The organism is Halomonas sp. SS10-MC5, assembly GCF_015992245.1.
GTDB classification, from domain to species: Bacteria; Pseudomonadota; Gammaproteobacteria; order Pseudomonadales; family Halomonadaceae; genus Halomonas; species Halomonas sulfidoxydans.
Genome location: NZ_CP065435.1, coordinates 2,070,189 through 2,092,870, shown reverse-complemented (window position 1 = coordinate 2,092,870; position 22,682 = coordinate 2,070,189). Strand labels below are relative to the sequence as shown.

Sequence of the window (22,682 nt, the reverse complement as noted above, 5' to 3'; positions counted from 1 at the left end):
GTCGCTTGTTGCCGCTCGGCAGCGGTAGCGATACTGGGCGCCACGACATTCTCTGATGATAACGATAGGAGAAAGAATGATCGACTCCCTGATGCAGCGCCTCGGCGTGGCGCCTGAACAGTACCGAAACGGCGATATCGCGGTCGCCACTCCCATCGACGGCAGCGAGATCGGTCGTGTGCGCACGGCCACTGCCCAGGAGATCGACACGGCCATCGCCAACGCCCAGCGCGCCTTTGAAGCGTGGCGCCAGGTGCCCGCCCCGCGTCGCGGCGAACTGGTGCGCCTGTTCGGCGATCAGCTGCGCCGCCACAAGGAGGACCTGGGCGCACTGGTCACCTGGGAGTGCGGCAAGATCCTCCAGGAAGGGCTCGGTGAAGTGCAGGAGATGATCGACATCTGCGACCTCGCCGTTGGGCAGTCCCGCCAGCTCTATGGCCTTACCATCGCCTCCGAGCGCCCCGGGCACCATATGCGCGAGAGCTGGCACCCGCTCGGCCCGATCGGGTTGATTACCGCCTTCAATTTTCCGGTCGCCCCCTGGGCCTGGAACGCGGCACTGGCCCTGGTATGCGGCGACAGCCTGCTGTGGAAGCCCTCCGAGAAGACCCCTCTCACCGCCCTGGCCTGCCAGGCGCTGCTCGAGCGCGCCATGGCCGAGTTCGGCGACGACGCGCCTCAGCACCTCAGCCAGGTCATCATCGGCGAACGTGCCGCGGGCGAGCAGCTGACCGACGACGCCAGGATTCCCCTGATCAGCGCCACCGGCAGCACGCGGATGGGCCGTGAAGTGGGGCCGCGCGTGGCCGCCCGTTTCGGTCGCAGCATCCTCGAACTGGGCGGCAACAACGCCATGATCCTGACGCCCAGCGCCGACCTGGACATGGCCGTGCGCGCCATTCTCTTCTCGGCGGTGGGGACCGCCGGCCAGCGCTGCACCACGCTGCGCCGCCTGGTCGTGCATCACTCCATCAAGGAAGAGGTCGTCGCCCGGCTCAAGCAGGCCTATGCCGGCATCAGTATCGGCGACCCGCTCGAAGGCAACCTGATCGGCCCGCTGATCGACCGCCAGGCCTTCGACACCATGCAGGCGGTGCTGACCCAGGCCCGCGAGCAGGGTGCCAACGTATTCGGCGGCCAGCGCCAGCTCGCCGAGCAGTATCCCGAGGGCTACTACGTGGCGCCGGCCATCGTCGAGGTCGAAGGCCAGAGCGACCTGGTGCGGCACGAAACCTTCGCACCGATTCTCTACGTGATCGGCTACGAAGCGCTCGACGAAGCCATCGCACTCAATAACGACGTACCCCAGGGGCTCTCCTCCTGCATCTTCACCACCGACGTGCGCGAGGCGGAAACCTTCGTCTCCGCGGTAGGCAGCGATTGCGGTATCGCCAACGTCAACATCGGCCCCAGCGGCGCCGAGATCGGCGGCGCCTTCGGTGGCGAGAAGGAGACCGGCGGCGGCCGCGAATCGGGCTCCGATGTCTGGAAGAGCTACATGCGCCGCCAGACCAACACCGTCAACTACTCCAGGGAGCTGCCGCTCGCCCAGGGCATCAAGTTCGACTGACCGGCAGGGCACCCTCGGCCTCGGCGCAGCGGCTCGCCGAGGTCTTCCCCAATACTTCATGTACGGGAGGCACAATGAAGGAACGCTGTCTCTGGCACGACACCTCTCCGGAGCCGCCCCTGGAGCTGACCATGCTGCAGGGCGATCACCGCACCGATGTGCTGGTGATCGGAGGAGGGATTACCGGTCTCAGCACCGCCCTGCACCTGGCCGAGGCTGGCGTCAGCGTGACCCTGATCGAAGCGGGCGATCTACCCAGCGGCGCTTCGGGACGCAATGTCGGCCTCGTCAATGCGGGACTGTGGATTCCACCGGACGATATTCTCGCGGTGCTTGGCGAGGAGATCGGCGAGCGCGCCAACACCATCCTCGGCGGCGCACCCGCGGTCGTCTTCTCGCTGATCGAACGGCACGGCATCGCGTGCCAGGCGACCCGTACCGGCACCCTGCACCTGGCACACAATGGCAAGGGCGAGCAGGAACTGTCACGACGAGCGGAGCAGTTGCAACGGCGTGGGGCACCCGTGGAACTGCTCGAGGCAACGGCCTGCCGGGAATACGTGGGCACCCGGCGCATCCGCCGCGCCCTGCTCGACCACCGTGCCGGGACCCTGAACCCCGCCGCCTACACCCGCGGCCTGGCACGTGCCGCGCAGGCGGCCGGCGCACGCCTGTACACCCATAGCGCCGCCACCGCCGTCGCCCGGGCGAGAGACGGCTGGCGGATCACCACCGCTCACGGCAGCGTCCAGGCCCAGCGCCTGGTACTTGCCACCAATGCCTACACCGAGGATCGCTGGAACGAGGTCCGCCGCCACTTCTTCGTCGGCCACTTCTACCAGGTCGCCTCCCGACCGCTATCCGGCGCGGCAGCCGATGAGATCCTGCCGGGGCGCCAGGGCGCCTGGGATACCCGCATGGTGCTGAGCAGCCTCCGTCGCGATGCAGAAGGCCGACTGATTCTCGGTAGTCTTGGCAAGGGGGAAGGCAAGCCTGCCGCCTTCCTGCGCTGCTGGGCCAATCGCATCCAGCGTCACTATTTCCCTCGGTTGGGCAGCATCGAGTGGGAATACAGCTGGACGGGGCGAATCGGCTTCACGCCCGATCATACGCTGCGCCTCTTCGAACTCGCCCCGGGTGTGCTGGGCGTTTCCGGCTACAACGGGCGCGGTATCACCACTGGCACCGTGGTGGGCAAGGGGTTCGCCCAATACCTGATGACCGGCGAGGAGGGCGCCCTGCCCCTGCCGATTCGCACACCCCGGCCGATACGGGCCAGGGCGCTACGCAGCTCCGGTTACGAAAGCGGCTTCACGCTCTATCACACGGGGCAATGCCTGAGAGTGCTGGGTTGAGCTGCTTACGGCTGAAAGTAGTTATCGATGGGAACCGGCACCGTCACTTCGTCTTTCACCAGCTCCATCACCACGAAGGAGTGCGTTTGATGGACATTCGGCAACCGGCCGATCTGCTGGACCAGCACGGCCCGGTAATGGGAGATATCGTGAGTTCTCACCTTGAGCATGTAGTCGAAGTTTCCCGCCACCATGTAGCAGCCCTGCACCTCGGGGATGAGGCGCACGGCCTCGTTGAAACGATCCAGGGCGTCTTCGCTGGTCTTTTCCATCGTCACCAGCACCACCAGCACGTGGCCCGCCCCCAGCTGCTCGGGGTCGAGGTCGGCACGGTAGCCGCGGATGATGCCGGCCTGCTCGAGCCGACGCACCCGCTGAGCGCAAGGCGTCTTGGTCAGATTGACCCGGCTGGCGAGTTCGACGATGGAAAGCCGCCCATTCTCCTGCAGCTGGTTCAGGATCCGACGGTCTATGCGGTCCAGCTTGGCAGCCATATTGCCTACTCATATTTGTTTTTAAGGACAAAGGTAAAACAATCTAGCGTTATTTGGAGCCAATTCCTATCAAGATTGGCCAACAATTAGGCTTGAAGGACGGTGCTCATGACAACAAGCGACAACGACCCGAGGAGGTGAGCCCAAGACGACTCCAGGAGCGAACCCAGTGATCGGCCCTGCCGCCTGCCCATGGCGATGAGGGTTGGGAAACTGCGTAATGCTTATCGATTAAGTCGTGCTTATCGATGAATAAGCAAACCAAGAACAACGCACATTGGTCCCAAGGTAAAGTTTAATATGAAAAGTTCAACGCCCATCCAGTACCAGCAGCCAAGTCTGGCGCTGGCGCTGACTCCCGTCGTCCTGACACTGCTGGTACTGGCAGTTCAGCTGTTCTACTTCGGCGATTTCACGCCCCATATCCCCCTGGCCATCGGCCTGGCCATCACGTCGCTCGTCGGCGTCAAGCTCGGCTTCCGCTGGAAGCAGATCGAAGAGGGCATCTTCCACGTCATCCACGTGTCGCTGCCCTCCGTTTCCGTGCTGATCTGCGTCGGCATGATCATCGGCGTCTGGATCGCCAGCGGCACCGTGCCGACCCTGATCTACTACGGCCTGACGATCCTCTCGCCGACCATCTTCCTGGCCGCGGCCATGCTGCTGTGCTCGATCGTCTCGCTGGCACTGGGTACCTCCTGGGGCACCGTCGGCACGGTGGGCCTGGCCCTGATGGGCATTGGCGCCGGCTTCGACATCCCGATGTACTGGACCGCCGGCGCGGTGGTCTCGGGCGCGTTCTTCGGCGACAAGGTCTCGCCGCTGTCGGATACCACCAACCTCGCCCCGGCGGTCACCGGCACCGACATCTTCTCGCACATCAAGAACATGATGCCGACGACGGTGCCGGCCATGCTGATCGCCTTCGCCATCTATCTCGGTGCCGGCTTCGCCCTGATCGACGACAACTCCGCCTCCTTCGAGCGGATCGAGGCCATCACCTCGGCGCTGCAGGCGAACTTCACCATTTCCGCCTGGCTGCTGCTGCCGGCGGTGCTGGTCATCGTGCTCGCGGTCAAGCGCATGCCGCCCATCCCGTCGCTGTTCGCCGGCGCCCTGGCCGGTGCGGTCACCGCCATGCTCGTGCAGGGGGCCGGCGTGCATGAGGTGCTGACCTATGCCAACAGCGGTTACTCGATCGACACCGGCGTCGCGGCCATGGACAGCCTGCTCAACCGCGGCGGCATCCAGTCGATGATGTGGACCATCTCGCTGGTGCTCATCGCGCTGGGCTTCGGCGGTGCACTGGAGAAGACCGGCTGCCTGGAGGCGATCATCCGCGCCATCATGACCAAGGTGCGAAGCTTCGCCGGGCTGCAGACCTCGGCCGTGCTGACCTCGGTCTCCACCAACCTGGTCGCCGGCGACCCCTACCTCTCGATCGCCCTGCCCGGCCGCATGTATGCCCCCACCTATCGCGGCATGGGCTATTCGACCCTGAACCTGTCGCGCGCCATCGAGGAAGGCGGCACGCTCATCTCGCCGCTGATCCCCTGGAACGCTGGCGGTGCCTTCGTGATCAGCGCCCTGGCGCTGGGAATCGCCGACGGTAACGTCGAGAACCTGCTCTACATTCCGCTGGCCTTCGCCTGCTGGCTGTCGCCGGTGATCGGCCTGCTCTATGCCCAGATCGGGATGTTCTCACCCCGCGCCACCGAAGAGGAGCGCCAGCTCTGGGAGGAGCAGGGAGAAGCCATCGCCACCGACCTCGGCGCCGCCGGCGAGGCTTCCGTGAGCGCCACCCCGGCGACACGAACCAGCTGACCCGCTTCTCGCCTCGGTGGGATTGTGTTCAGCCACCCGGCAGGCCAGGCCTGCCGGTTTTTTTCATTCGCCTTTTTGCAACCGCCGCAGCTCTTCGAGGTAGGTTTCCAGCACCAGGTTGGGCGGGGCGCCCTTACGGGTGATGGCGCTGTAGTGGGTGAGATAGTGCCAGCGCGCGGGGTTCAGGGCCCGCATCCGGCCACTTCCCACCCAGCGTTCGGCATAGTGGGTCGGCAGGTAACCGATGAAGCGGTTGGAGAGAATGAGAAAGGCGATCCCTTCCCGGTCGGTGGCCGAGGCAGCGGCCCTGAGCGGCTCGTGCAGCGCCTTGACCTCTGGCGTCTGGGCATAGGCCGGCACCACCGCGTCGCAGTTCGCCAACTGGTGCTCGGTCACGTCTTCGACCTCGAACAAGGGGTGGCCCGAGGCGCAGTAGAGCTGGGAGGTTTCCGCGTACAGCGGGAGATAGTCGAGTCCCGGCAGGGTCTTGAGCGACGGTATCACGCCGGTATGCAGGCGACCATCGAGCACGCCCAGCTCGATTTCACTGGGCGGGATCATGCGGATGTTGATGCGCACGTCCGGACCGCGCTCCTTGAGTGCGCTGAGGGAATGAGTGATATGCATCTGCGGCATGGTCACCAGGTTGTCGGTGATACCGATGTTGAGCTCGCCCTTGAGCCAGGCATGCAGGCCATTGACCCGGGTGCGAAACCCTTCGACCGCGGCCAGCAGCTGCAAGGTCGCCTGGTAGACTTCCGCGCCTTCATCGGTCAGCGAGAAGCCACTGCGCCCACGCTGACACAGCCGCAGGCCGAGCCGCGTCTCGAGGTCGTTCATCGCCATGCTGATCGCGGCGCGGCTGATGTTCAGCTCTACCTCGGCAGCAGAAAAGCCGCCGCACTCCACCACCTTGCGGTAGATCTTCAGCAGGCGCAGATCGGCATCGCCGGGCTGGGCCGACAGGGCCTCCTTGCGGCGTGACATGGGCCGCTCCCTTCGTTCATGACGTTCGCCTTCGAGCATATCGCCGCCCGACTGAAAAGTTAACCAACCGCTTGCGTAAGCTTCAAAATATCTGGATTTAACTTATCCTCAGTTCGACCTAGCCTGCTACTAAATGCCACCAATAACGGCAATGCCAACCGAGGTGCTGACATGTCTGTTCATGAATCGCTGCGCGCCGGCCTGAGCCAGGAGCAGTTGGACGCCTACTGGATGCCCTACACCGGCAACCGCCAGTTCAAGCGCGACCCGCGCATCATCGTCGGCGCCAAGGGCAGCTACCTGACCGATGCCCAGGGCCGCCGGGTCTTCGACGGCCTGTCGGGGCTTTGGACCTGCGGTGCCGGTCACTGTCGCCCCGAGATCACCGAGGCGGTGGCCCGCCAGCTAGCCGAGCTGGACTATTCGCCAGCCTTCCAGTTCGGCCACCCCAAGGCCTTCGAGCTGGCCCATCGGCTCCGTGGGTTGATGCCCCAGGGCCTCGACCATGTGTTCTTCACCGGCTCCGGCTCGGAGAGTGCCGACACCGCACTGAAGATCGCCCGCGCCTATTGGCGCAAGAAGGGCAAGCCGACCAAGACCAAGCTGATCGGTCGCGCCAAGGGTTATCACGGGGTCAACTTCGGTGGCTTCAGCCTGGGTGGCATCGGCGCCAACCGCGCCCTCTTCGGACAGGGCGTCGATGCCGACCACCTGCCCCACACCCTGCTCGCGGAAAACGCCTTCACCCGGGGCATGCCCGAGCGTGGCGCCGAGCGGGCCGAGGAACTGCTGGAGCTGATTGCACTGCACGATGCGTCCAACATCGCCGCGGTGATCGTCGAGCCGCTGGCCGGCTCGGCCGGGGTGATTCCGCCGCCCAAGGGCTACCTGCAGCGGCTGCGAGAAATCTGCGATGCGCACGACATCCTGCTGATCTTCGACGAGGTCATCACCGGCTTCGGCCGCATGGGCGCCATGACCGGCGCCGAGGAGTTCGGCGTGGTGCCGGATATCCTCAACGTGGCCAAGCAGCTGACCAATGGCGCGGTGCCCATGGGCGCAGTCATCGTGCAGGGAGAGATCTATCACACCTTCATGGAGCAGGGCGGCCCCGACTACCTGCTCGAACTGCCCCACGGCTACACCTACTCGGGGCATCCGGTGGCCTGTGCCGCCGCGCTGGCGGCACTCGACGTGCTCGAGAACGATCGCCTGATCGAGCGCGTACGCGAGATGAGCCCGGTCTTCGAGGAGGCCCTGCATGGGCTCAAGGGCAGCCGCTATATCAGCGACATTCGCAACTACGGGCTCGCCGGGGCCCTGCAGATCGAGCCCTACCCCGGCGAGCCGGCCCGGCGCCCCTTCGAGATCGCCATGAAGTGCTGGGACAAGGGCTTCTATGTGCGCTACGGCGGCGACACCATTCAGCTCGGCCTGCCCTTCATCGTCGAGCGCGACGAGATCGACCGTCTCGTGAACGTGCTGGGTGAGACCCTCGGCGAACTCGACTGAAGACAACAGACACTCGTTTTATCTAGAGGCAATGCAAATGACCACGCTCGGCCATCTGATCGACGGCGCACGCGTCGCCGGCGAAGGACGCACCCAGGACATCTTCAATCCCTCCACCGGCGAGGTGAGCGGCCAGGTGAGTCTGGCCGGCAAAGCCACCGTCGAACAGGCCATCGCTAGCGCCCAGGCTGCCTTCCCGGCCTGGCGCAACACGCCGCCGGCCAAGCGCGCCCGCGTCATGTTCCGCTTCAAGCAGCTGCTCGAAGAGCATGCCGACGCGATCTGCCGCCTGATCGGCCAGGAACACGGCAAGATCGTCCACGATGCCAAGGGGGAACTCTCGCGCGGCATCGAGAACGTGGAGTATGCCTGTGGCGTGCCGGAGCTGCTCAAGGGCGAGTACAGCAAGAATGTCGGCCCCGGCATCGACTCCTGGAGCGAGTTCCAGCCGCTGGGCGTGGTGGCCGGCATCACGCCGTTCAACTTCCCGGCCATGGTCCCGCTGTGGATGTACCCGATGGCCATCGCCTGCGGTAACACCTTCGTGCTCAAGCCCTCCGAGCGCGACCCGACCTCGGCCTTGTTCATCGCCGAACTGGCGCTGGAAGCGGGCCTGCCCGCCGGGGTGCTGAATGTCGTCAACGGCGACAAGGAAGCCGTCGATACCCTGCTCGACGACCCGCGCGTCCAGGCCGTCAGCTTCGTCGGCTCCACGCCGATCGCCGAATACATCTACGGCCGCGCCAGCGCCAACGGCAAGCGTTGCCAGGCGCTTGGCGGCGCCAAGAACCACGCCATCGTGATGCCCGACGCCGACATGGACAACGTGGTCGATTCGCTCACCGGCGCCGCCTTCGGCTCATCGGGCGAGCGCTGCATGGCCCTCTCCGTGGCGGTGGCCGTGGGCGACGCTGCCGCCGACGCCCTGGTCGCCAAGATGCGCGAGCGTTTGACGTCCCTCAAGGTCGGCCCCTTCTCCGACGCCGGGAACGATTTCGGCCCGGTGATCACCCAGGCTCATCAGCAGAAGGTGTGCGGCTACATCGACAGCGCCGAGGCCCAGGGCGCCGAGATCGTGGTCGATGGCCGCGGCGTTGAGGTGCCGGGCTTCGAAAGCGGCTTCTATGTGGGTGGCACCCTGATCGACCGCGTGACCGCCGAGATGACCTGCTACCGGGAGGAGATCTTCGGGCCGGTGCTGCTGGTGGTGCGCGCCGGCTCCATGGAGGAAGCCATGAAGCTGATCGACGACCACGAGTACGGCAACGGTACCTGCCTCTACACCCGTGACGGCGAAGCGGCCCGTTACTTCAGCGACAATATCCAGGTGGGCATGGTCGGCATCAACGTGCCGCTGCCGGTGCCGGTCTCCTACCACAGCTTCGGCGGCTGGAAGCGCTCGCTGTTCGGCGACCTGGCCGCCTACGGGCCGGATGCCGTGCGCTTCTATACCAAGCGCAAGACCGTCACCCAGCGCTGGCCGTCAGCCGGGGTTCGCGAGGGCGCGCAGTTCTCCTTCCCCTCCTGACGCCAGGCGATGGCATGAAGCCGAACCAGGTCTCCTGGTTCGGCTTTTTCATTTGCGCCATTCTCACGGCTTGAGCGTTCGGGTGACAGGCGCTGCTCAGCGCCCCAGGGCTTGAAGCACCGCCTTGCGGGAGGCCCGCTCACGCTCGGCATAGAGTGCCAGCTCATCGCTGACCGGCGCCCCCAAGGCCTGCTCGAAGGCCTCGCGATTGGCGTTGCCGGCATAGGCCCCGTTCTGCCCGCCCCCCAGGTTCGATTGGAAGATCCCTGCCGCACTGACCGGCAGAAAGTCTTCGTAGGTAAGTGGCAACGCCTCCACCAGGCCCTGGGCGATCAGCGCCTCCAGGCTGGCGCCCTCCACTCGGCCTGCCGCCGTGCCGGCGTCACTCTCCCCACGGACCGCTGCCGTGCCGGCGTCACTCTCCCCATGGACCGCTGCCGTGCCGGCGTCACTCTCCACACGGACCGCCGCCGTGCCGGCGTCGGTGAGGCGATAGTGGAAGAAGGCCAGCCCCTCGCGTCGCAGAACGGTCTCGTCATCGGGGAAGTCGGCGAAGACGTCTTCGAGCACACGCTGATGCGCCTCGTTGTCGAGCCCGGCGGAGCGGCGCCGCGCTTCGCCAAGCAGGCTGTCGTAGCGCTCACGTCCCCTGGCGGTCAGCGCCATGCCGCGCTGCTCGATTTCACCGAAGCGGGCGGTATGGGTCCCCTGCCGCTCACCGGCAAAACGGATTCCCTCCTCCAGCGCCTTGAAGCTGGTCTGGCGCAGCAGGATGGGACAGTTGCGGCGGGGCGGCCCCTCGATCACCGCCTTGGGCTGCATGCCGGCGTCGGGCATGCGCCCCTGCACTTCGTCGATGTCCAACGTGCGCGGCGTGAGGTGATTGATGTGCGGGCCGCGAAAGCAGACCACGTCGGCGATCAGCCGGTGCTCGGCATGCAGCGCCTGGTAGGTGTCCAGGTCTACCGTGGCGTCGCGATGCCAGCGGAACGTCTCCAGGGCCTCGCCGATGAAGCGCTCGGCCTGCTCTTCATCGAGCCCGCCCTGCGCTTCATGGACTCCGATCAGTTGGCGACAGCCCGGGGTGAAGATATCGCGGCCGGCAAGGATGGCCGCGGCCCGCTCCCGCAGTGCGGGGCTCTCGATCAGCTCGAGGCGTAGCAGCGACGTGAAGATGCGGAAGGGGTTACGCGCCAGCGCCGCGTCATCCACCGGGCGGAAGGCCGTGGAGTGTACCGGCACGCCGGCTTCGGAGAGGTCGTAGTAGCCCACCGGATGCATGCCCATGACGGCGAACAGGCGACGCAGCATGGCCAGCTCCTGGGCCGTGCCCACGCGAATGGCACCATGACGCTCGGCACCGAGGCGTTCCAGTTCGCCATGGGCGGCAAGACGCTCGGCCAGGGCGGGATCGGCCTCCAGGACTTGCCGGTTGACGCGCTCGACCAGATCGAGCAGCGCCCCGTACTGCGGCACTTCCGCCTGGTACATCACCGACATGGCCCGGGAAAAGCGGTCGCGGATCTCATCGGAAGAAAGGTAGGGGGCAGGCAATTCAGGCCTCCTCGGTATTGGGTTGAACGAGCGATTCCAGGGCGCGCTCGAGCCGCCAGAGTCCTTCTTGCAGGGTGTCGGGCTCGGCGGTCAGCGGCGCCAGCAAACGCAGCACGTTGCGCCGTCGGCCGCTGGGCATCAGCAACACGCCGGCCTCGCGCGCCGCCGCCAGCAGCGCAGCCAGGTGCTCGGCACCGCTGGCCCGGTCGGTGTCCTCGAAGACGATCCCGCGCATGGCGCCCACGCCGGTGAGCTTGCCCAGCATCGGGAAGCGCCCACTGGCCTGCCAGCGTCGATGGGTCTCGACGATCAGCGCCTCCTGGCGCGTTCCCCAGCTCGCCAGGGCCTCTTCGCTCATCAGGGCCATCACCGTACGCGCCGCAGCGCAGGCCAGGGCGTTGCCCGAGTAGGTACCGCCCAGCCCGCCCTTGGGCACGGCGTCCATGAACTCCGCCCTACCCGCCACCGCCGCCAATGGCAGCCCCGCCGCCATGCTCTTGCCCATCAGCAGCAGATCGGGCTCGACGCCCAGCCGTGAGAAGGCGAAGCGGGTCCCGGTACGCCCGAACCCCGACTGGATTTCGTCGAGGATCAGCACGATGCCGTGGCTGTCGCACAGGGCACGCAGCCGCTTGGCGAAGTCGCCACATAGCACGCGGAAACCACCCTCGCCCTGGACCGGTTCGACGATGATGCACGCCACTTCATCGGCAGGTGTTTCGACCTCGAAGAGGCGCTCCAGGGCGGCCATGGCCTGGTCGGCATCGACATCGCTGTCGCCGCTGGGGAAAGGCACGTGGTAGACCGGGCCCGGCAAGGCGCCCAGGCGGTTCTTGTAGGGCTTCACCTTGCCATTGAGATTCAACGCCGCCAGCGTGCGCCCATGGAAGCCGTCGTCGAAGGCGATGACCGCCTGGCGCCCGGTCGCCGCACGCGCCACCTTCAAGGCGTTCTCGGTGGCTTCGGCACCGCTGTTGGTGAGCATGCAGGAGAGCGGATAGGAGACGGGCACGAAGGCATCCAACGCCTCGACGACTTCCAGGTAGCCGCGGTGTGGTACGGCGTTGAACGCCGAATGTATCAGCGTATCGGCCTGCGACTTCACGGCCTCGACGATCGCGGGATGCGAATGTCCCAGGTTGAGGACGCCGATACCGCCAATGAAGTCGATATAGTGCGCGCCACGCTCGTCCCACACCTCGGCATTACGCCCCCGCTCGATACAGATGGGGTGCACGATGCCCAGGCCCTGGCTGACGTGAGGTAAATCCATGAACAATGTCCCGCAAGCATGAGAGGTCAGAAGCGCAATGAGAGCAGATGGCCGAGGGCATGCTCAAACGAAAAAAAGACGCCTATGCATTCCATAAAGTCATGAAAAAAGGCGTCTTATACTTTTTCCACCAAACTTTCAGCAATCTGCATCCATGGCTTGCGTTGGCATTCCGAAAACTATCGCGGATGAGGTATTCGCGAGCTAGAGCCCTTTAGGCGCGAATATCCCCGGCGCATTGCGCCAATACCCCTTGTAGTCCATGCCGAAGCCGAACACGTAGCGGTCGACCACTTCGAGGCTGCAGTAGTCGGCCTTGAGGCCCGGCACCGCCTTGCGATCATGGCGCTTGTCCACCAGCACGGCGGTGGAAATGCTCGCCGCACCGGCTTCGCGGCAGTAGTCGAGAATGGCGGCAAGCGTCGCGCCTTCGTCGAGGATGTCGTCGACGATGACCACATGACGATCGGCCATGGGGATCTCGGGCGACACACGCCAGAACAGCTCTCCGCCACGCAGGCCGCCGCGATAGCGGGTGGCGTGGAGGTAATCGACTTCCAGCGGGAATCCCAGCCGGGTCAGCAGGTGTCCCGTGGTGATAAGGCCGCCGTTCATCACGCAGTAGAACACCGGCAGCTTGTCGCCCAGGTCGGCGGTGATCTGCTCGGCCATGCGATCCAGGGCGCGTTCGACCTCTGCGTGGCTGATCAGGCAGTCGGCATTCTCCATGACGTCGCGCATGGTAGCCAGGGAGTCGTGAAAATCGGCTTCGAGTTTGGGCATGAAGGACTCGTGTCAAAGCAGGTAAACGAATAGGGAAAACGACAAGACGGATCAGAGCGTGGCCATGGCTTCCAGGCGCGCATGCACCCGGCGCCAGCGCCCCAGGGCCTCGAGCGCCTCGATGTCGGGACGCGCCCGGCCGTAACGCAGGCGCGCCGTCAGCCGCGTGGTTCGCCCCTGGCAGGCGTCCAGCACCTCGAGTGCCGCCGCACGGTCATTGCACACCAGCACCATGTCGCAACCGGCACTCAGCGCGGCCATGGCCCGCTCGCCCGGCGCCCCGGCAAAGCCGGCACCGGCCATGCCGAGGTCGTCGGAGAAGATAGCCCCCTTGAAGCCCAGCGACTCGCGCAGCAGGCCCAGCCAGCTTGTCGAGAAGCCCGCCGGGCGCGAATCGAAGGCGGAATAGATCACGTGAGCCGGCATCACGCCGTCGAGCCGGCCGGCGAGTTCGGCGAACGGCACCAGGTCGTGCCGGCGCAGCGCCTCGAGCGGGCGCTCGTCGACCGGCAGCTCCAGGTGGGAATCCGCCGCCACCCCGCCGTGGCCGGGGAAATGCTTGCCCACCGCCGCCATGCCGGCTTCGTGCAAGCCGCTGACGAAGGCGCCGGCCATGGCCGCCACGGCCTGGGGGTCGGAGGAGAAGCTGCGATCGCCGATCACGCTGGAAAGGCCAACATCGACATCGAGCACCGGGGCGAAGCTGAGATCAAGGCCGCAGGCCGCCATCTCCATGCCCAGCAGCCAGCCGGCATCGAGACACAGCCTCAGGGTCACCTCCGGGGCCACGGCATAATCCCGGCCGATCCGCCCCATGGCCGGCAGGCGCGTCACCCCTTCACGCAGCCGCTGCACGCGACCGCCCTCCTGGTCGATGGCGAGCAACAGCTCCGGGCGTACGCGCCGTATGGCATCGCAAAGCTCCCGCACCTGCCGCGCATTCTCGACGTTGCGAGAAAACAGGATGACGCCCCCCACTTCGGGGCGCTTGAGCAGCGCACGCTCTTCCTTGCGTAATGCGGTGCCTTCCAGATCGAGCATCACCGGGCCGAGGGTCTGGGTCATGATCGGAGTCCTTGGGCATGAAAGGGAGCTGATTCTAGACCAAAGCCGTCTACGGCAACAGCCATCGGTGCGGTAAGAACCGTACCGGAAACGGCGCTTCCTCCCTAGCTCACTCGTGCAGCCAGACGGGAGTGCCCGGCAGTGCCAGCGCGAAGACTTCCAGCAGCGCCTGGTCACGCATGCGGATGCAGCCATGCGAACGGGGCACCCCCATCGGCTGATCCGGCGGCGTACCGTGTAGATAGATATAGCGCCTCTGGGAATCGACGTCGCCGCCGCGATTGATACCCCGCTCGAGTCCGCACAGCCACAGGATGCGGGTCAGGATCCAGTCGCGCCCGGGGTGGGCGGCGGCCAGCGTCGCGCTATAGACCTCGCCGGTGGAACGCCGGCCACGAAAAACGGTACCCGGCGGCTGCCCATGGCCGATGGCGGCCCTGACGTAATGCCAACCGAGCGGCGTGCAGCCGCTGCCTTCGCGTTGGCCCGTTCCCGCCAACGCCGTCGATACGGGCCACTCCAGCAGGCGTCTGTCGCCCTGCCACTGGACCAGGCACTGGCGCCCGATGTCGACTTCGAACCAGCACCCGTCCCGGGGCGGCAACGCCTCCAGCCGCGGAGTATGCATGTCAGCTCGCCCTGGCCGGCTGCGCGGCAGGCGGCGGCAGAGGGGCGTTCATTGCGGCGACCACCACAGGACGCAGGCGACGAATCAAGTCGCGCACCGAAACATGCTCGTGGTAGTCCTTCTCGGCGATGTCGCGCAGCGCGTCGAGACCCGAGAGGGTAAAGATCACCGTTCCCAGGACGAAGTGAAGGCGCCAGAAACGCTCGGCATCGGGAAGCTCCGGGGTGGCGCGGCGCACCAGGTCGGTGAAGCGGGTGAAGACGCTGCCGTACTCTTCCTGGATGTGACGACGCAAATGTCCCTGGGCCTGGCTGTAGGCAAGCCCCAGCAGCTTCATGAACACCTTGAGGCTGTGCTTCTCGGCCGGCACCTCGAGCACGGTGCGAGCCATGGTTTCCAGAAGCACCTCCAGCGGGATGACATTGCCGGCATGCTGAGCCTCGAGCTCGTCGAGGGCATGGTGGAAGCGCACCGTGAAGGGGTCGAGGTAGCGTGAGAAGACCGCCTGGATCAGCGCTTTCTTCGAGCCGAAATGATAGTTGACCGCGGCGAGGTTGACGCGAGCCTTGCTGGTGATGGTGCGCAGCGAGGTCTCGGCGAAGCCGCGCTCGGCGAACAGCACCTCGGCGGTGTCGAGGATGCGCGTGACGGTATCGGTCTGGGCCATGATCAGTTCCCACTGGAAACGACTGTTTTAAACATTACAAAAGTCTACGCCATTACGATGCACGGCTCAATGTCACGACAGCCAGAAGCGTTTTAAACGATTTACGAACGCCGCGCGATCCCGCACGCTGCCTTTTACTGTATGGGCTTCCATGCTGTATACTTGACCAATACGGCCTTCACGCCTCTGGAGTTCGCCATGACACGCCCGCTCACTTCGCGTCAGCAAAACGTCTATGACTTCATCGTCAAGACCATGAACGAATTCGGCTACCCCCCCACGCGGGCCGAGATCGCCCGAGCGCTGGGCTTCCGCTCGCCCAATGCCGCCGAGGAGCACCTGCGCGCACTGGAACGCAAGGGCGTGATCAGGGTGATACGCGGCACCTCACGCGGCATACGCCTGCCGGCTCAGGAAGCCGACAGCATCGTCAGTGAGCCGAGCGGCGAGGGGCTGCCGATCATCGGCGAAGTGGCTGCCGGCAGCCCCGTCCTCGCCGCCGAGCACATCGACCGCTATTGCCCCCTGCCCCCGGATTTCTTCACGCCTCGCGCCGACTACCTGCTCAAGGTTCGCGGGCTCTCGATGAAGGACGTCGGCATCCTCGAGGGCGACCTGCTGGCCGTGCATCGCACCGATCGCGTGCGCGACGGCCAGATCGTGGTCGCGCGCCTGGAAGACGAGGTCACGGTCAAGCGCTTTCATCGCCAGGGTCATCGCGTTGTGCTGGAGGCCGAGAACGCCGACTTCGCTCCGATAGAGGTGGATCTGCGCCACCAAGAACTCGAGATCGAGGGGATTGGGGTGGGGGTCATTCGCGGCGGCAACGGCCAAGCCTTGGGGTAAGAGCTGGCTGCGCTTGGCCATACGGCGTTAAAAATTGGCTTAAAATGCTCATTTGCAACAGCAAACTCCGCTTTTTCGCCAATTTTTGCCTTGTCTGGCCTTCGCTCGCTCAGCTCCGACGTCCTGGCGAATCTCCATGAGCCGCAAGATTCTGCATGCCGACTGTGACTGCTTCTACGCCGCGGTGGAGATGCGTGACAACCCGGCGCTGCGTGAGGTACCGCTGGCCATCGGTGGCAGTGCGGAGGGGCGCGGGGTCATCGCGACCTGCAACTACCCTGCCCGTGCCTACGGCATTCACTCCGCCATGCCGACGGCGCGGGCACTGCGGCTGTGCCCCCACCTGACTCTGCTGCGCGGGGATTTCGACCGCTACCGCGAAGCGTCACGCCAGATATCGGCGATCTTCCACGAACTGACACCGCTGGTGGAGCCGCTGTCACTGGACGAGGCCTTTCTCGACGTCACCGAGGTGACGCGCTTCTCGGGCAGCGCCACCTGGATGGCACGCTGGCTGAAGGAGGAGTGCCTGAAGCGCGTCGGCATCACGGTGTCGGTAGGCGCCGCCCCGTCGAAGTTTCTGGCCAAGATCGCCAGCGACTGGGAGAAGCCCGACGGCCTGACCGTCATCTCCCCTTCCCAGGTGGACGACTTCGTGCGCCAACTTCCGGTCACCAAGCTGCACGGCGTCGGCCCGGCCACGGCCAAGCGCTTGCAGGCGCTCGACATCGACACCTGCAGCGATCTGCAGACAATGCCGCTGGAACGCCTGCTGCAGGAGTTCGGCAAGTTCGGCCGACGCCTGTTCGAACTCGCGCGAGGCATTGACGACAGGCCGGTGCGCATCGAGCGCGAACGCAAGTCGGTGAGCGCGGAGACCACCTTCGCCAGCGACCTGCCCGAGCTCGCGCTCTGCTACGCCGAGCTAGCACCGCTGTGCGAGCGCCTCGACGCCCGGCTCGCCCGCCACGGGCATCCGCCCGTCGCCGGCATTTTCGTCAAGGTACGCTTCGACGACTTTTCCCTCACCACCCTCGACTCACGAGGCGGCTTGCCTGACCTGGAAAATTTCGCTGCCCTGATGGAACAGGCCTGGGCGCGTCGCGCGCGCCCGGTACGGCTGCTCGGCGTAGGAGTCAGGCTGGTGACGGACGATGCTCGGCGCCAGCTCAGCCTGCCGTTTTAAAGATTCACTTGGTATCGATATAGCGGTGGTCGTTGAAGGTGGCGACCCAGTCGGGGTGATAGACCATCAGCACGCTGAGCAGCATGCCGGTGAGAAAGGCCTCCGACGGCATCAGCAGTGGCAGGAACAGGGCGTACTCCTTGGCCAGATGGACGGCATCCGGGTCGGTAGCACCGAGCATGACCAGCCCCAGACCGGCAAGCCCCGTGCCCAGCGTCGCCAGCGCTGCACCGAAGAAGCCGCACAGGAAAAGAAAGATCATCAGGTTGTCGGGCAGGTAGCGATCGACGATGCGCCATATCGACACCATCACCAGGACCGGCACCAACCCGGTAATCAGCACGTTGACGCCGAGCAGAGGCCAGCCTGCCTTGCCCAACGCGACCAGCGAGAGGTTGGCCAGCAGATTGGTCACCAGTGCCAGCGGCGCCTTGAAGACCAGCGTCAGCAGTGCCGTCAGCATCAGCTGCAGCGCCAGCCAATCGACCGACTGGGCCCTGAGCTGCCACAGCAGCACGACGGCCACACTGGCCGCCAGCCAGCGATGCTGCAGGCCGTGGTCGGCCAGCAGCGGCTGCCAAGGGCGCTGCACCAGCGCCAGGCCCAGCACCGTCAGCGAGATCAGCCCGCATGCGATCAGCAGCCAGGGGGCCAGAATCGGCTCGGAAAAGGTCATTGCCGCACTACCAGTCAGGGATCAGGCGAAGACGACGGTCTTGTTGCCATGTATCAGCACCCGGTCCTCCAGATGCCAGCGCAGGCCGCGCGCCAGTACCGCCTTCTCCACGTCGCGGCCGAAGCGCACCAGGTCCTGCGGCGTGTGGCAGTGGCTCACGCGGTGTATGTCCTGTTCGATGATCGGCCCGGCGTCCAGTTCCTCGGTCACGTAGTGACAGGTGGCACCGATCAACTTGACGCCCCGCGAGTGGGCCTGGTGATAGGGCCGTGCCCCGGCAAACGACGGCAGGAAACTGTGGTGGATGTTGATGACCCGCCCGGCATAGCGCTCACACAACCGCGGCGGCAGGATCTGCATGTAGCGGGCGAGCACCACGATGTCGGCCTCCATTGCCTCCACATGTCGCTCGACTTCAGCGAAGGCTGCGCTCTTGTCATCGGCTCCAACCGGTACGTGGTAATAGGGCAGGCCATGCCACTCGACCATGCTGCGCATGTCGTCATGGTTCGAGATCACACCGACGATGTCGCCCTCCAGCTCACCGGCCGTCCAGCGGTACAGCAAGTCGACCAGGCAGTGGGATTCCCGCGAGACCATGAGCACCACCCGCGGCCGACGGCGCGTATCGCGCAGCGCCCATTCCATGTCGAATTCCCGCGCCACAGGCTCGAAGGCCTCCTGCAACTCGGCGGCGGTCATGCCGATGGAGTCGGCCAGGATCTCGTAGCGCATGAAGAAGCGTCCGGCCTCAAGGTCGGAGTGCTGGCTGGCTTCCGTGATGGAACCGCCGTGACCAGCAATGAAACCGGAGACGCGGGCCACGATGCCGCGGCGGTCGGGGCAGGAAACGACGAGTCGATAATAGTGGGACATGGGCCAACCTGGTACGGAGCGGTGTTCGAAGAGCACGCATTGTAGCGAACTCGGCAGACCCGCGACACGCCTGCTCCCGCACACGCCACCGGCATCGCATTGTGGAGGGTCGCGACGATCCGTATAGTGAAGTTTCCATTGTCTGGTCTAGATTTGCCGATGCCTTCGACTCACGCCACGATTCGTCCCCGCCGCCGCTCCCCGCTTTACTTCCTGCCACTGGGGGGCTGCGGCGAGATCGGCATGAACCTGGGGCTCTACGGGCATGAGAACGACTGGATTGCCGTCGATTGCGGCATGATGATTCGCCAGGATTTGCCGGATTCCCCGCTACAGGTACCCAGTCTCGAGACGCCCGAGGCGCTGGACATCCGCCCCTCGGCGCTGATCATCACGCATGGACACGAAGATCATATCGGCGCTGCCGCCTGGCTGTGGCCCAAGTGGCAATGTCCCGTATACGCCACTCCGCTGGCGGCCGGCCTGCTGCGGGCCAAGTTTCACGAGCGCGGCCTCGCCGTCGACGCCATCCGTGTGATCGAGCCTGGCGAAGCCCTGGAGAACGGCCCCTTCACCCTGCGCTACCTGCCGCTGACGCACTCCATCCCCGAGAGCTGCGCCCTGCTGATCGCCGTCGGCGATTACCGCGTGCTGCATACCGGCGACTGGAAGCTCGACCCGGAGCCGTTGATCGGCCCACCGGTCAAGGGTGCACTGTTTCGTGCCCTGGCGCCGGTGGACCTGGTGGTCGGCGACTCCACCAACGCCCCCATGCCGGGGCACTCGCGCAGCGAAGGCGAAGTGGCCAGGGCGCTCGAACACCGCCTCGCCCAGTGCACGGGGCGCGTCGTGGTGAGCTGCTTCGCCAGCAACCTGGCCCGCGTGCTGGCCGTGGCCCGAGCCGCCGAGCGCTGCGGGCGCCGGGTCAGCCTGATGGGTCGGGCCATGGAGCGCATGGTGGCGGTAGCCCGAGGCCTCGGCTACCTGGACGACATGCCGGCGCTGGTACCGACCAGCGATCTTGGCTATCTCCCTCCGACGGAAGTCCTGGTCATCGCCACCGGCAGCCAGGGCGAGCCACGCGCCGCCCTCAGCCGGCTGGCCAACGGCCGGCATCCCAGTTTCGAACTGATGGCAGGCGATACCGTTCTCTTCTCGGCCAAGGCGATTCCCGGCAACGAGCGCCAGATCGAGCGCCTGAAGCATGCCCTGAGTCATCTCGACGTGGCGGTGTGGGACGAATTCAACCACCCCGAACTTCACGCCTCAGGCCATCCCGCCCAGGACGAATTGCGCACCCTCTATGGTTGGATAAAGCCACGTCATCTACTGCCGGTACATGGCGAGCGTCGTCACCAGCAGGCGCACCAGGAGGTGGCGGAAGCGATGGGAATACAGGCCCCCCTGGCGCCGGTCAATGGCGACTTGATTCGCCTCGATGGCGAGGGGCTGACGCTGGAATCGAGACACCCTCAGCGACCCTGCATCGTCAGCCAGAATGCCGTTACGCCCCTTCCGGGGCTTACCGCCGAGCATGGTTCGCCGCGCCACGGCATCCTGCACCTCGCCCTGTCGGTCGCCTCGACGAGAACCGGATGGACACGTATCGGACGCCTGATGATGGACGCGCATCGAGTCAGCGCCATGGACGAAGAGAGCTTCACCGAATGGCTGGACGAGCGCCTGGAAGAAGTCGAGGCGGAAACCTTGGCCGAACTCCGTACCGCCCTGCAGCCTCTCATTACCTCCTGGCTGGGACAGCACCTTCGCCAATTACCGGACGTTCACCTCCAGCTGATCCCCGTGGAGGTACCGGCCTACCGCTGATTCCCACCGGACCATGACCGGCCCGAGGCGGGGCAAGATGTGGTCAACAGGTCGGGGGTGACGCCTCATGCATTCCCCCGACCCGCGTTGCGCGAGCAGACGATTCGGGTCCGACCGGATCACGAACCGCTGGCATTCTTGGGCGGACGACCACGCCGGCGGCGCGGCTGTTCCCCTACGAGATCTTCCACGGAGAGACCGGCATCACTCATGGCCTCGCGGATCTCAGCCAGTTTCTTTTCCTTGTCCGCTTCTTCCTGTTTGCGGAGCTTCTCCTCTTCATTTTTCTGCTCGATGACCTCGCCGATCACATCGGAGAGCTTGTGCAGCTGCTCCATGCTCAACTGGCGAGCCGCGGCACGAGCCACGTTCTTGTTACGGGCGATACGCTCCAGGGTTTCGCTGGACATTGGCCTCCTCCATGCAAGAAAACGACGAGTCAGCCCTAAGGCTCACTCGTCAAAAGTATATGCCGATTTGCCGAATTGGCAAGAAAAGTCCACGCGAACGCGAGGAGGATAATCGGGAAAGAGAACGCGGAATAGCCGCCTTCTTGCAGGCGCTCAGCCGCCGGTCATGTTCATGAAGCGAACGATCTGGACGTCACCGTCGGTGGTGAAATAGTGGCGTTCGGGCTTGAGCGGCAGCGCCGCGACGATAGCCCGCTTCAAGGCATCGAGGTCGCCCGGGTGCTGGCGCAGCACGGCGCGTAAATCGACCGAGTGCTCGTTGCCCAGGCAGAGCAATAACCGCCCTTCGGCCGTGACACGCACGCGATTGCAGCTGGCGCAGAAGTTGTGGCTGTGCGGGGAAATGAAACCGATACGGCTGGCACTATCGGCCATGCGAAAATAGCGCGATGGCCCGAGTGTCGACTCGGCAGTGGGAATCAGCTCGTAGCGCTGCTCGATCACTGCCTTGACCTCATCGCTCGAGCAGAAGGTCTCGGCACGGGAGTGATCGGATACATCCCCCAGCGGCATCTCCTCGATGAAACTCAGGTCGCCCCCCTGGGCTCTGGCAAATTCGACCAGGTCGAGCACCTCATCGTCGTTGCGCCCCTTGAGGATCACGGCATTGAGCTTGATCTGCGCGAAACCGGCCTCCTTGGCCGCTTGCAAGCCCTCCAGTACGCGTGTCAGGTCGCCGGTGCGCGTCAGCCGTCGGAAACGCTCGGGATCGAGCGTATCCAGGCTGATATTGAGCCGACCCAGGCCGGCCTCACGCAGACGCCTGGCGTGCTTGACGAGCCCCGCCCCGTTCGTCGTCATGGCCAGGTCGCGCAGCCCGGGAAGCGCACTGGTCTGCTCGATCAGCTGGTCGATACCCCGCCGCACGAGGGGCTCACCGCCTGTCAGGCGGATCTTCTCCACGCCCATCTCGACGAACGCCCGCGCCACCATGCCCAGCTCTTCGAGGGTCAGGATCTGCGCACGCGGCAGGAAGGTCATCTCCTCGCTCATGCAGTAGACGCAGCGGAAATCGCAGCGGTCGGTGACGGAGATCCGTACATAGCGAACCCGCCTACCGAAACCGTCGACCAATTCCGAAGGCAAGGTCTCAGGAAGATTTGTCATTTTCGCTCTCCCAGCGGCTGGCATCGCGGTGGTCCGACTCACGCTCGGCAACCCAGTAATCTCCGGTGATGCTGTGCTCCTTTTTCCAGAAAGGCGCGCGAGTCTTGAGGTAATCCATGATGAAGTCGCACGCCTCGAAGGCCGCACGTCGATGGGCACTGGCCACCACCACCAGGACAATAGGGTCACCGGGGGAAAGACGGCCAACCCGGTGGATGAGGCGCACGCCCTGGAGCGGCCAGCGTGACTCGGCTTCGGCCACGATATCGCCTAGCGCGGCCTCGGTCATGCCCGGGTAGTGTTCCAGCGTCAGCGCGTTCACGTCGGGACGCTCGTTGAAGTCGCGTACCAGCCCGGTGAAGCTGACCACAGCCCCGATGTCCGAACGCCCCTGTAGCAGCTGTCGCTGTTCGCTGCCGGCATCGAAGGCGGCCTGCTGAACTCGGATCGTCAC

At 65.3% G+C, this 22,682-nt stretch carries 21 protein-coding genes; 8 read left to right on the top strand and 13 right to left on the bottom strand.

Annotated features, from left to right (window positions below):
* The first annotated feature begins 76 nt into the window (after positions 1-76).
* Together I4484_RS09900 and I4484_RS09895 are read left to right on the top strand one after the other, a co-directional pair.
* A complete protein-coding gene (locus I4484_RS09900) occupies positions 77-1,570 on the top strand; it encodes an aldehyde dehydrogenase family protein (RefSeq protein ID WP_197450771.1) in 1,494 nt (497 codons plus the stop codon).
* A gap of 74 nt (positions 1,571-1,644) precedes the next feature.
* A complete protein-coding gene (locus tag I4484_RS09895; protein ID WP_197450770.1) occupies positions 1,645-2,925 on the top strand; it encodes an FAD-binding oxidoreductase in 1,281 nt (426 codons plus the stop codon).
* Positions 2,926-2,930: 5 nt separating this feature from the next.
* Here the strand turns inward: I4484_RS09895 and I4484_RS09890 are convergent, their stop codons facing one another.
* Entirely contained in the window at positions 2,931-3,419 is a 489-nt protein-coding gene (locus I4484_RS09890; protein WP_197450769.1) for an Lrp/AsnC family transcriptional regulator, read from the bottom strand.
* Between the two features lie 300 nt (positions 3,420-3,719).
* Here I4484_RS09890 and nhaC point away from each other — a divergent pair, with 300 nt between their 5' ends.
* On the top strand, positions 3,720-5,243 hold the full coding sequence (gene nhaC / locus I4484_RS09885) for a Na+/H+ antiporter NhaC (protein ID WP_197450768.1): 1,524 nt from the start codon (positions 3,720-3,722) through the stop codon (positions 5,241-5,243).
* 63 nt (positions 5,244-5,306) lie between these two features.
* On the opposite strand, the gene I4484_RS09880 is transcribed toward nhaC, so the two are convergent.
* A complete protein-coding gene (locus I4484_RS09880) occupies positions 5,307-6,230 on the bottom strand; it encodes a LysR family transcriptional regulator (RefSeq protein ID WP_197450767.1) in 924 nt (307 codons plus the stop codon).
* Positions 6,231-6,401: 171 nt separating this feature from the next.
* Between I4484_RS09880 and I4484_RS09875 the strand changes: the two genes are divergently transcribed.
* Together I4484_RS09875 and I4484_RS09870 are read left to right on the top strand one after the other, a co-directional pair.
* Positions 6,402-7,742 carry an aspartate aminotransferase family protein gene (locus tag I4484_RS09875; RefSeq protein ID WP_197450766.1) on the top strand — a complete coding sequence of 447 codons (1,341 nt, stop codon included), beginning with the start codon at positions 6,402-6,404 and terminating at the stop codon, positions 7,740-7,742.
* A gap of 37 nt (positions 7,743-7,779) precedes the next feature.
* Positions 7,780-9,270 (top strand): CoA-acylating methylmalonate-semialdehyde dehydrogenase, encoded by a 1,491-nt coding sequence (locus I4484_RS09870; RefSeq protein ID WP_197450765.1) that lies wholly within the window; start codon positions 7,780-7,782, stop codon positions 9,268-9,270.
* A 96-nt stretch (positions 9,271-9,366) separates the two neighbouring features.
* Here the strand turns inward: I4484_RS09870 and I4484_RS09865 are convergent, their stop codons facing one another.
* The 6 genes from I4484_RS09865 to I4484_RS09840 all read right to left on the bottom strand — a co-directional run bounded on the left by I4484_RS09865 (position 9,367) and on the right by I4484_RS09840 (position 15,240).
* Entirely contained in the window at positions 9,367-10,824 is a 1,458-nt protein-coding gene (locus tag I4484_RS09865; RefSeq protein WP_197450764.1) for a DUF1338 family protein, read from the bottom strand.
* A 1-nt stretch (position 10,825) separates the two neighbouring features.
* Positions 10,826-12,097: an aspartate aminotransferase family protein gene (locus I4484_RS09860; protein WP_197450763.1), complete on the bottom strand. Its 1,272-nt coding sequence runs from the start codon at positions 12,095-12,097 to the stop codon at positions 10,826-10,828.
* A gap of 204 nt (positions 12,098-12,301) precedes the next feature.
* Positions 12,302-12,880, bottom strand: a complete 579-nt coding sequence (locus tag I4484_RS09855) for a hypoxanthine-guanine phosphoribosyltransferase (RefSeq protein ID WP_197450762.1) — start codon at positions 12,878-12,880, stop codon at positions 12,302-12,304.
* Between the two features lie 51 nt (positions 12,881-12,931).
* Positions 12,932-13,945, bottom strand: coding sequence for a beta-N-acetylhexosaminidase (nagZ, locus tag I4484_RS09850; protein WP_197450761.1), 1,014 nt, complete (start codon positions 13,943-13,945; stop codon positions 12,932-12,934).
* Positions 13,946-14,054: 109 nt separating this feature from the next.
* Positions 14,055-14,573 (bottom strand): L,D-transpeptidase, encoded by a 519-nt coding sequence (locus I4484_RS09845; protein ID WP_197450760.1) that lies wholly within the window; start codon positions 14,571-14,573, stop codon positions 14,055-14,057.
* Position 14,574: 1 nt separating this feature from the next.
* The gene (locus I4484_RS09840) at positions 14,575-15,240 is read right to left on the bottom strand and encodes a TetR/AcrR family transcriptional regulator (protein WP_197450759.1); all 666 of its coding nucleotides are present in this window, start codon (positions 15,238-15,240) and stop codon (positions 14,575-14,577) included.
* A 198-nt stretch (positions 15,241-15,438) separates the two neighbouring features.
* Here I4484_RS09840 and lexA point away from each other — a divergent pair, with 198 nt between their 5' ends.
* On the top strand, positions 15,439-16,086 hold the full coding sequence (gene lexA, locus I4484_RS09835) for a transcriptional repressor LexA (protein WP_197450758.1): 648 nt from the start codon (positions 15,439-15,441) through the stop codon (positions 16,084-16,086).
* A 136-nt stretch (positions 16,087-16,222) separates the two neighbouring features.
* The gene (gene dinB, locus I4484_RS09830) at positions 16,223-17,272 is read left to right on the top strand and encodes a DNA polymerase IV (RefSeq protein WP_197450757.1); all 1,050 of its coding nucleotides are present in this window, start codon (positions 16,223-16,225) and stop codon (positions 17,270-17,272) included.
* Between the two features lie 4 nt (positions 17,273-17,276).
* Here the strand turns inward: dinB and I4484_RS09825 are convergent, their stop codons facing one another.
* On the bottom strand, positions 17,277-17,948 hold the full coding sequence (locus I4484_RS09825; RefSeq protein ID WP_197450756.1) for an energy-coupling factor ABC transporter permease: 672 nt from the start codon (positions 17,946-17,948) through the stop codon (positions 17,277-17,279).
* A gap of 21 nt (positions 17,949-17,969) precedes the next feature.
* Entirely contained in the window at positions 17,970-18,824 is an 855-nt protein-coding gene (purU, locus tag I4484_RS09820; RefSeq protein WP_197450755.1) for a formyltetrahydrofolate deformylase, read from the bottom strand.
* Between the two features lie 243 nt (positions 18,825-19,067).
* Here purU and I4484_RS09815 point away from each other — a divergent pair, with 243 nt between their 5' ends.
* Positions 19,068-20,651, top strand: coding sequence for a ribonuclease J (locus I4484_RS09815; protein ID WP_197450994.1), 1,584 nt, complete (start codon positions 19,068-19,070; stop codon positions 20,649-20,651).
* 119 nt (positions 20,652-20,770) lie between these two features.
* On the opposite strand, the gene I4484_RS09810 is transcribed toward I4484_RS09815, so the two are convergent.
* The 3 genes from I4484_RS09810 to moaE all read right to left on the bottom strand — a co-directional run bounded on the left by I4484_RS09810 (position 20,771) and on the right by moaE (position 22,682).
* Positions 20,771-21,061: an H-NS histone family protein gene (locus I4484_RS09810; RefSeq protein ID WP_111412080.1), complete on the bottom strand. Its 291-nt coding sequence runs from the start codon at positions 21,059-21,061 to the stop codon at positions 20,771-20,773.
* Between the two features lie 153 nt (positions 21,062-21,214).
* Positions 21,215-22,228 carry a GTP 3',8-cyclase MoaA gene (moaA, locus tag I4484_RS09805; protein WP_234283499.1) on the bottom strand — a complete coding sequence of 338 codons (1,014 nt, stop codon included), beginning with the start codon at positions 22,226-22,228 and terminating at the stop codon, positions 21,215-21,217.
* Positions 22,212-22,682: a molybdopterin synthase catalytic subunit MoaE gene (moaE, locus tag I4484_RS09800; RefSeq protein WP_197450754.1), complete on the bottom strand. Its 471-nt coding sequence runs from the start codon at positions 22,680-22,682 to the stop codon at positions 22,212-22,214. The genes moaA and moaE overlap by 17 nt, the downstream gene beginning before the upstream one ends.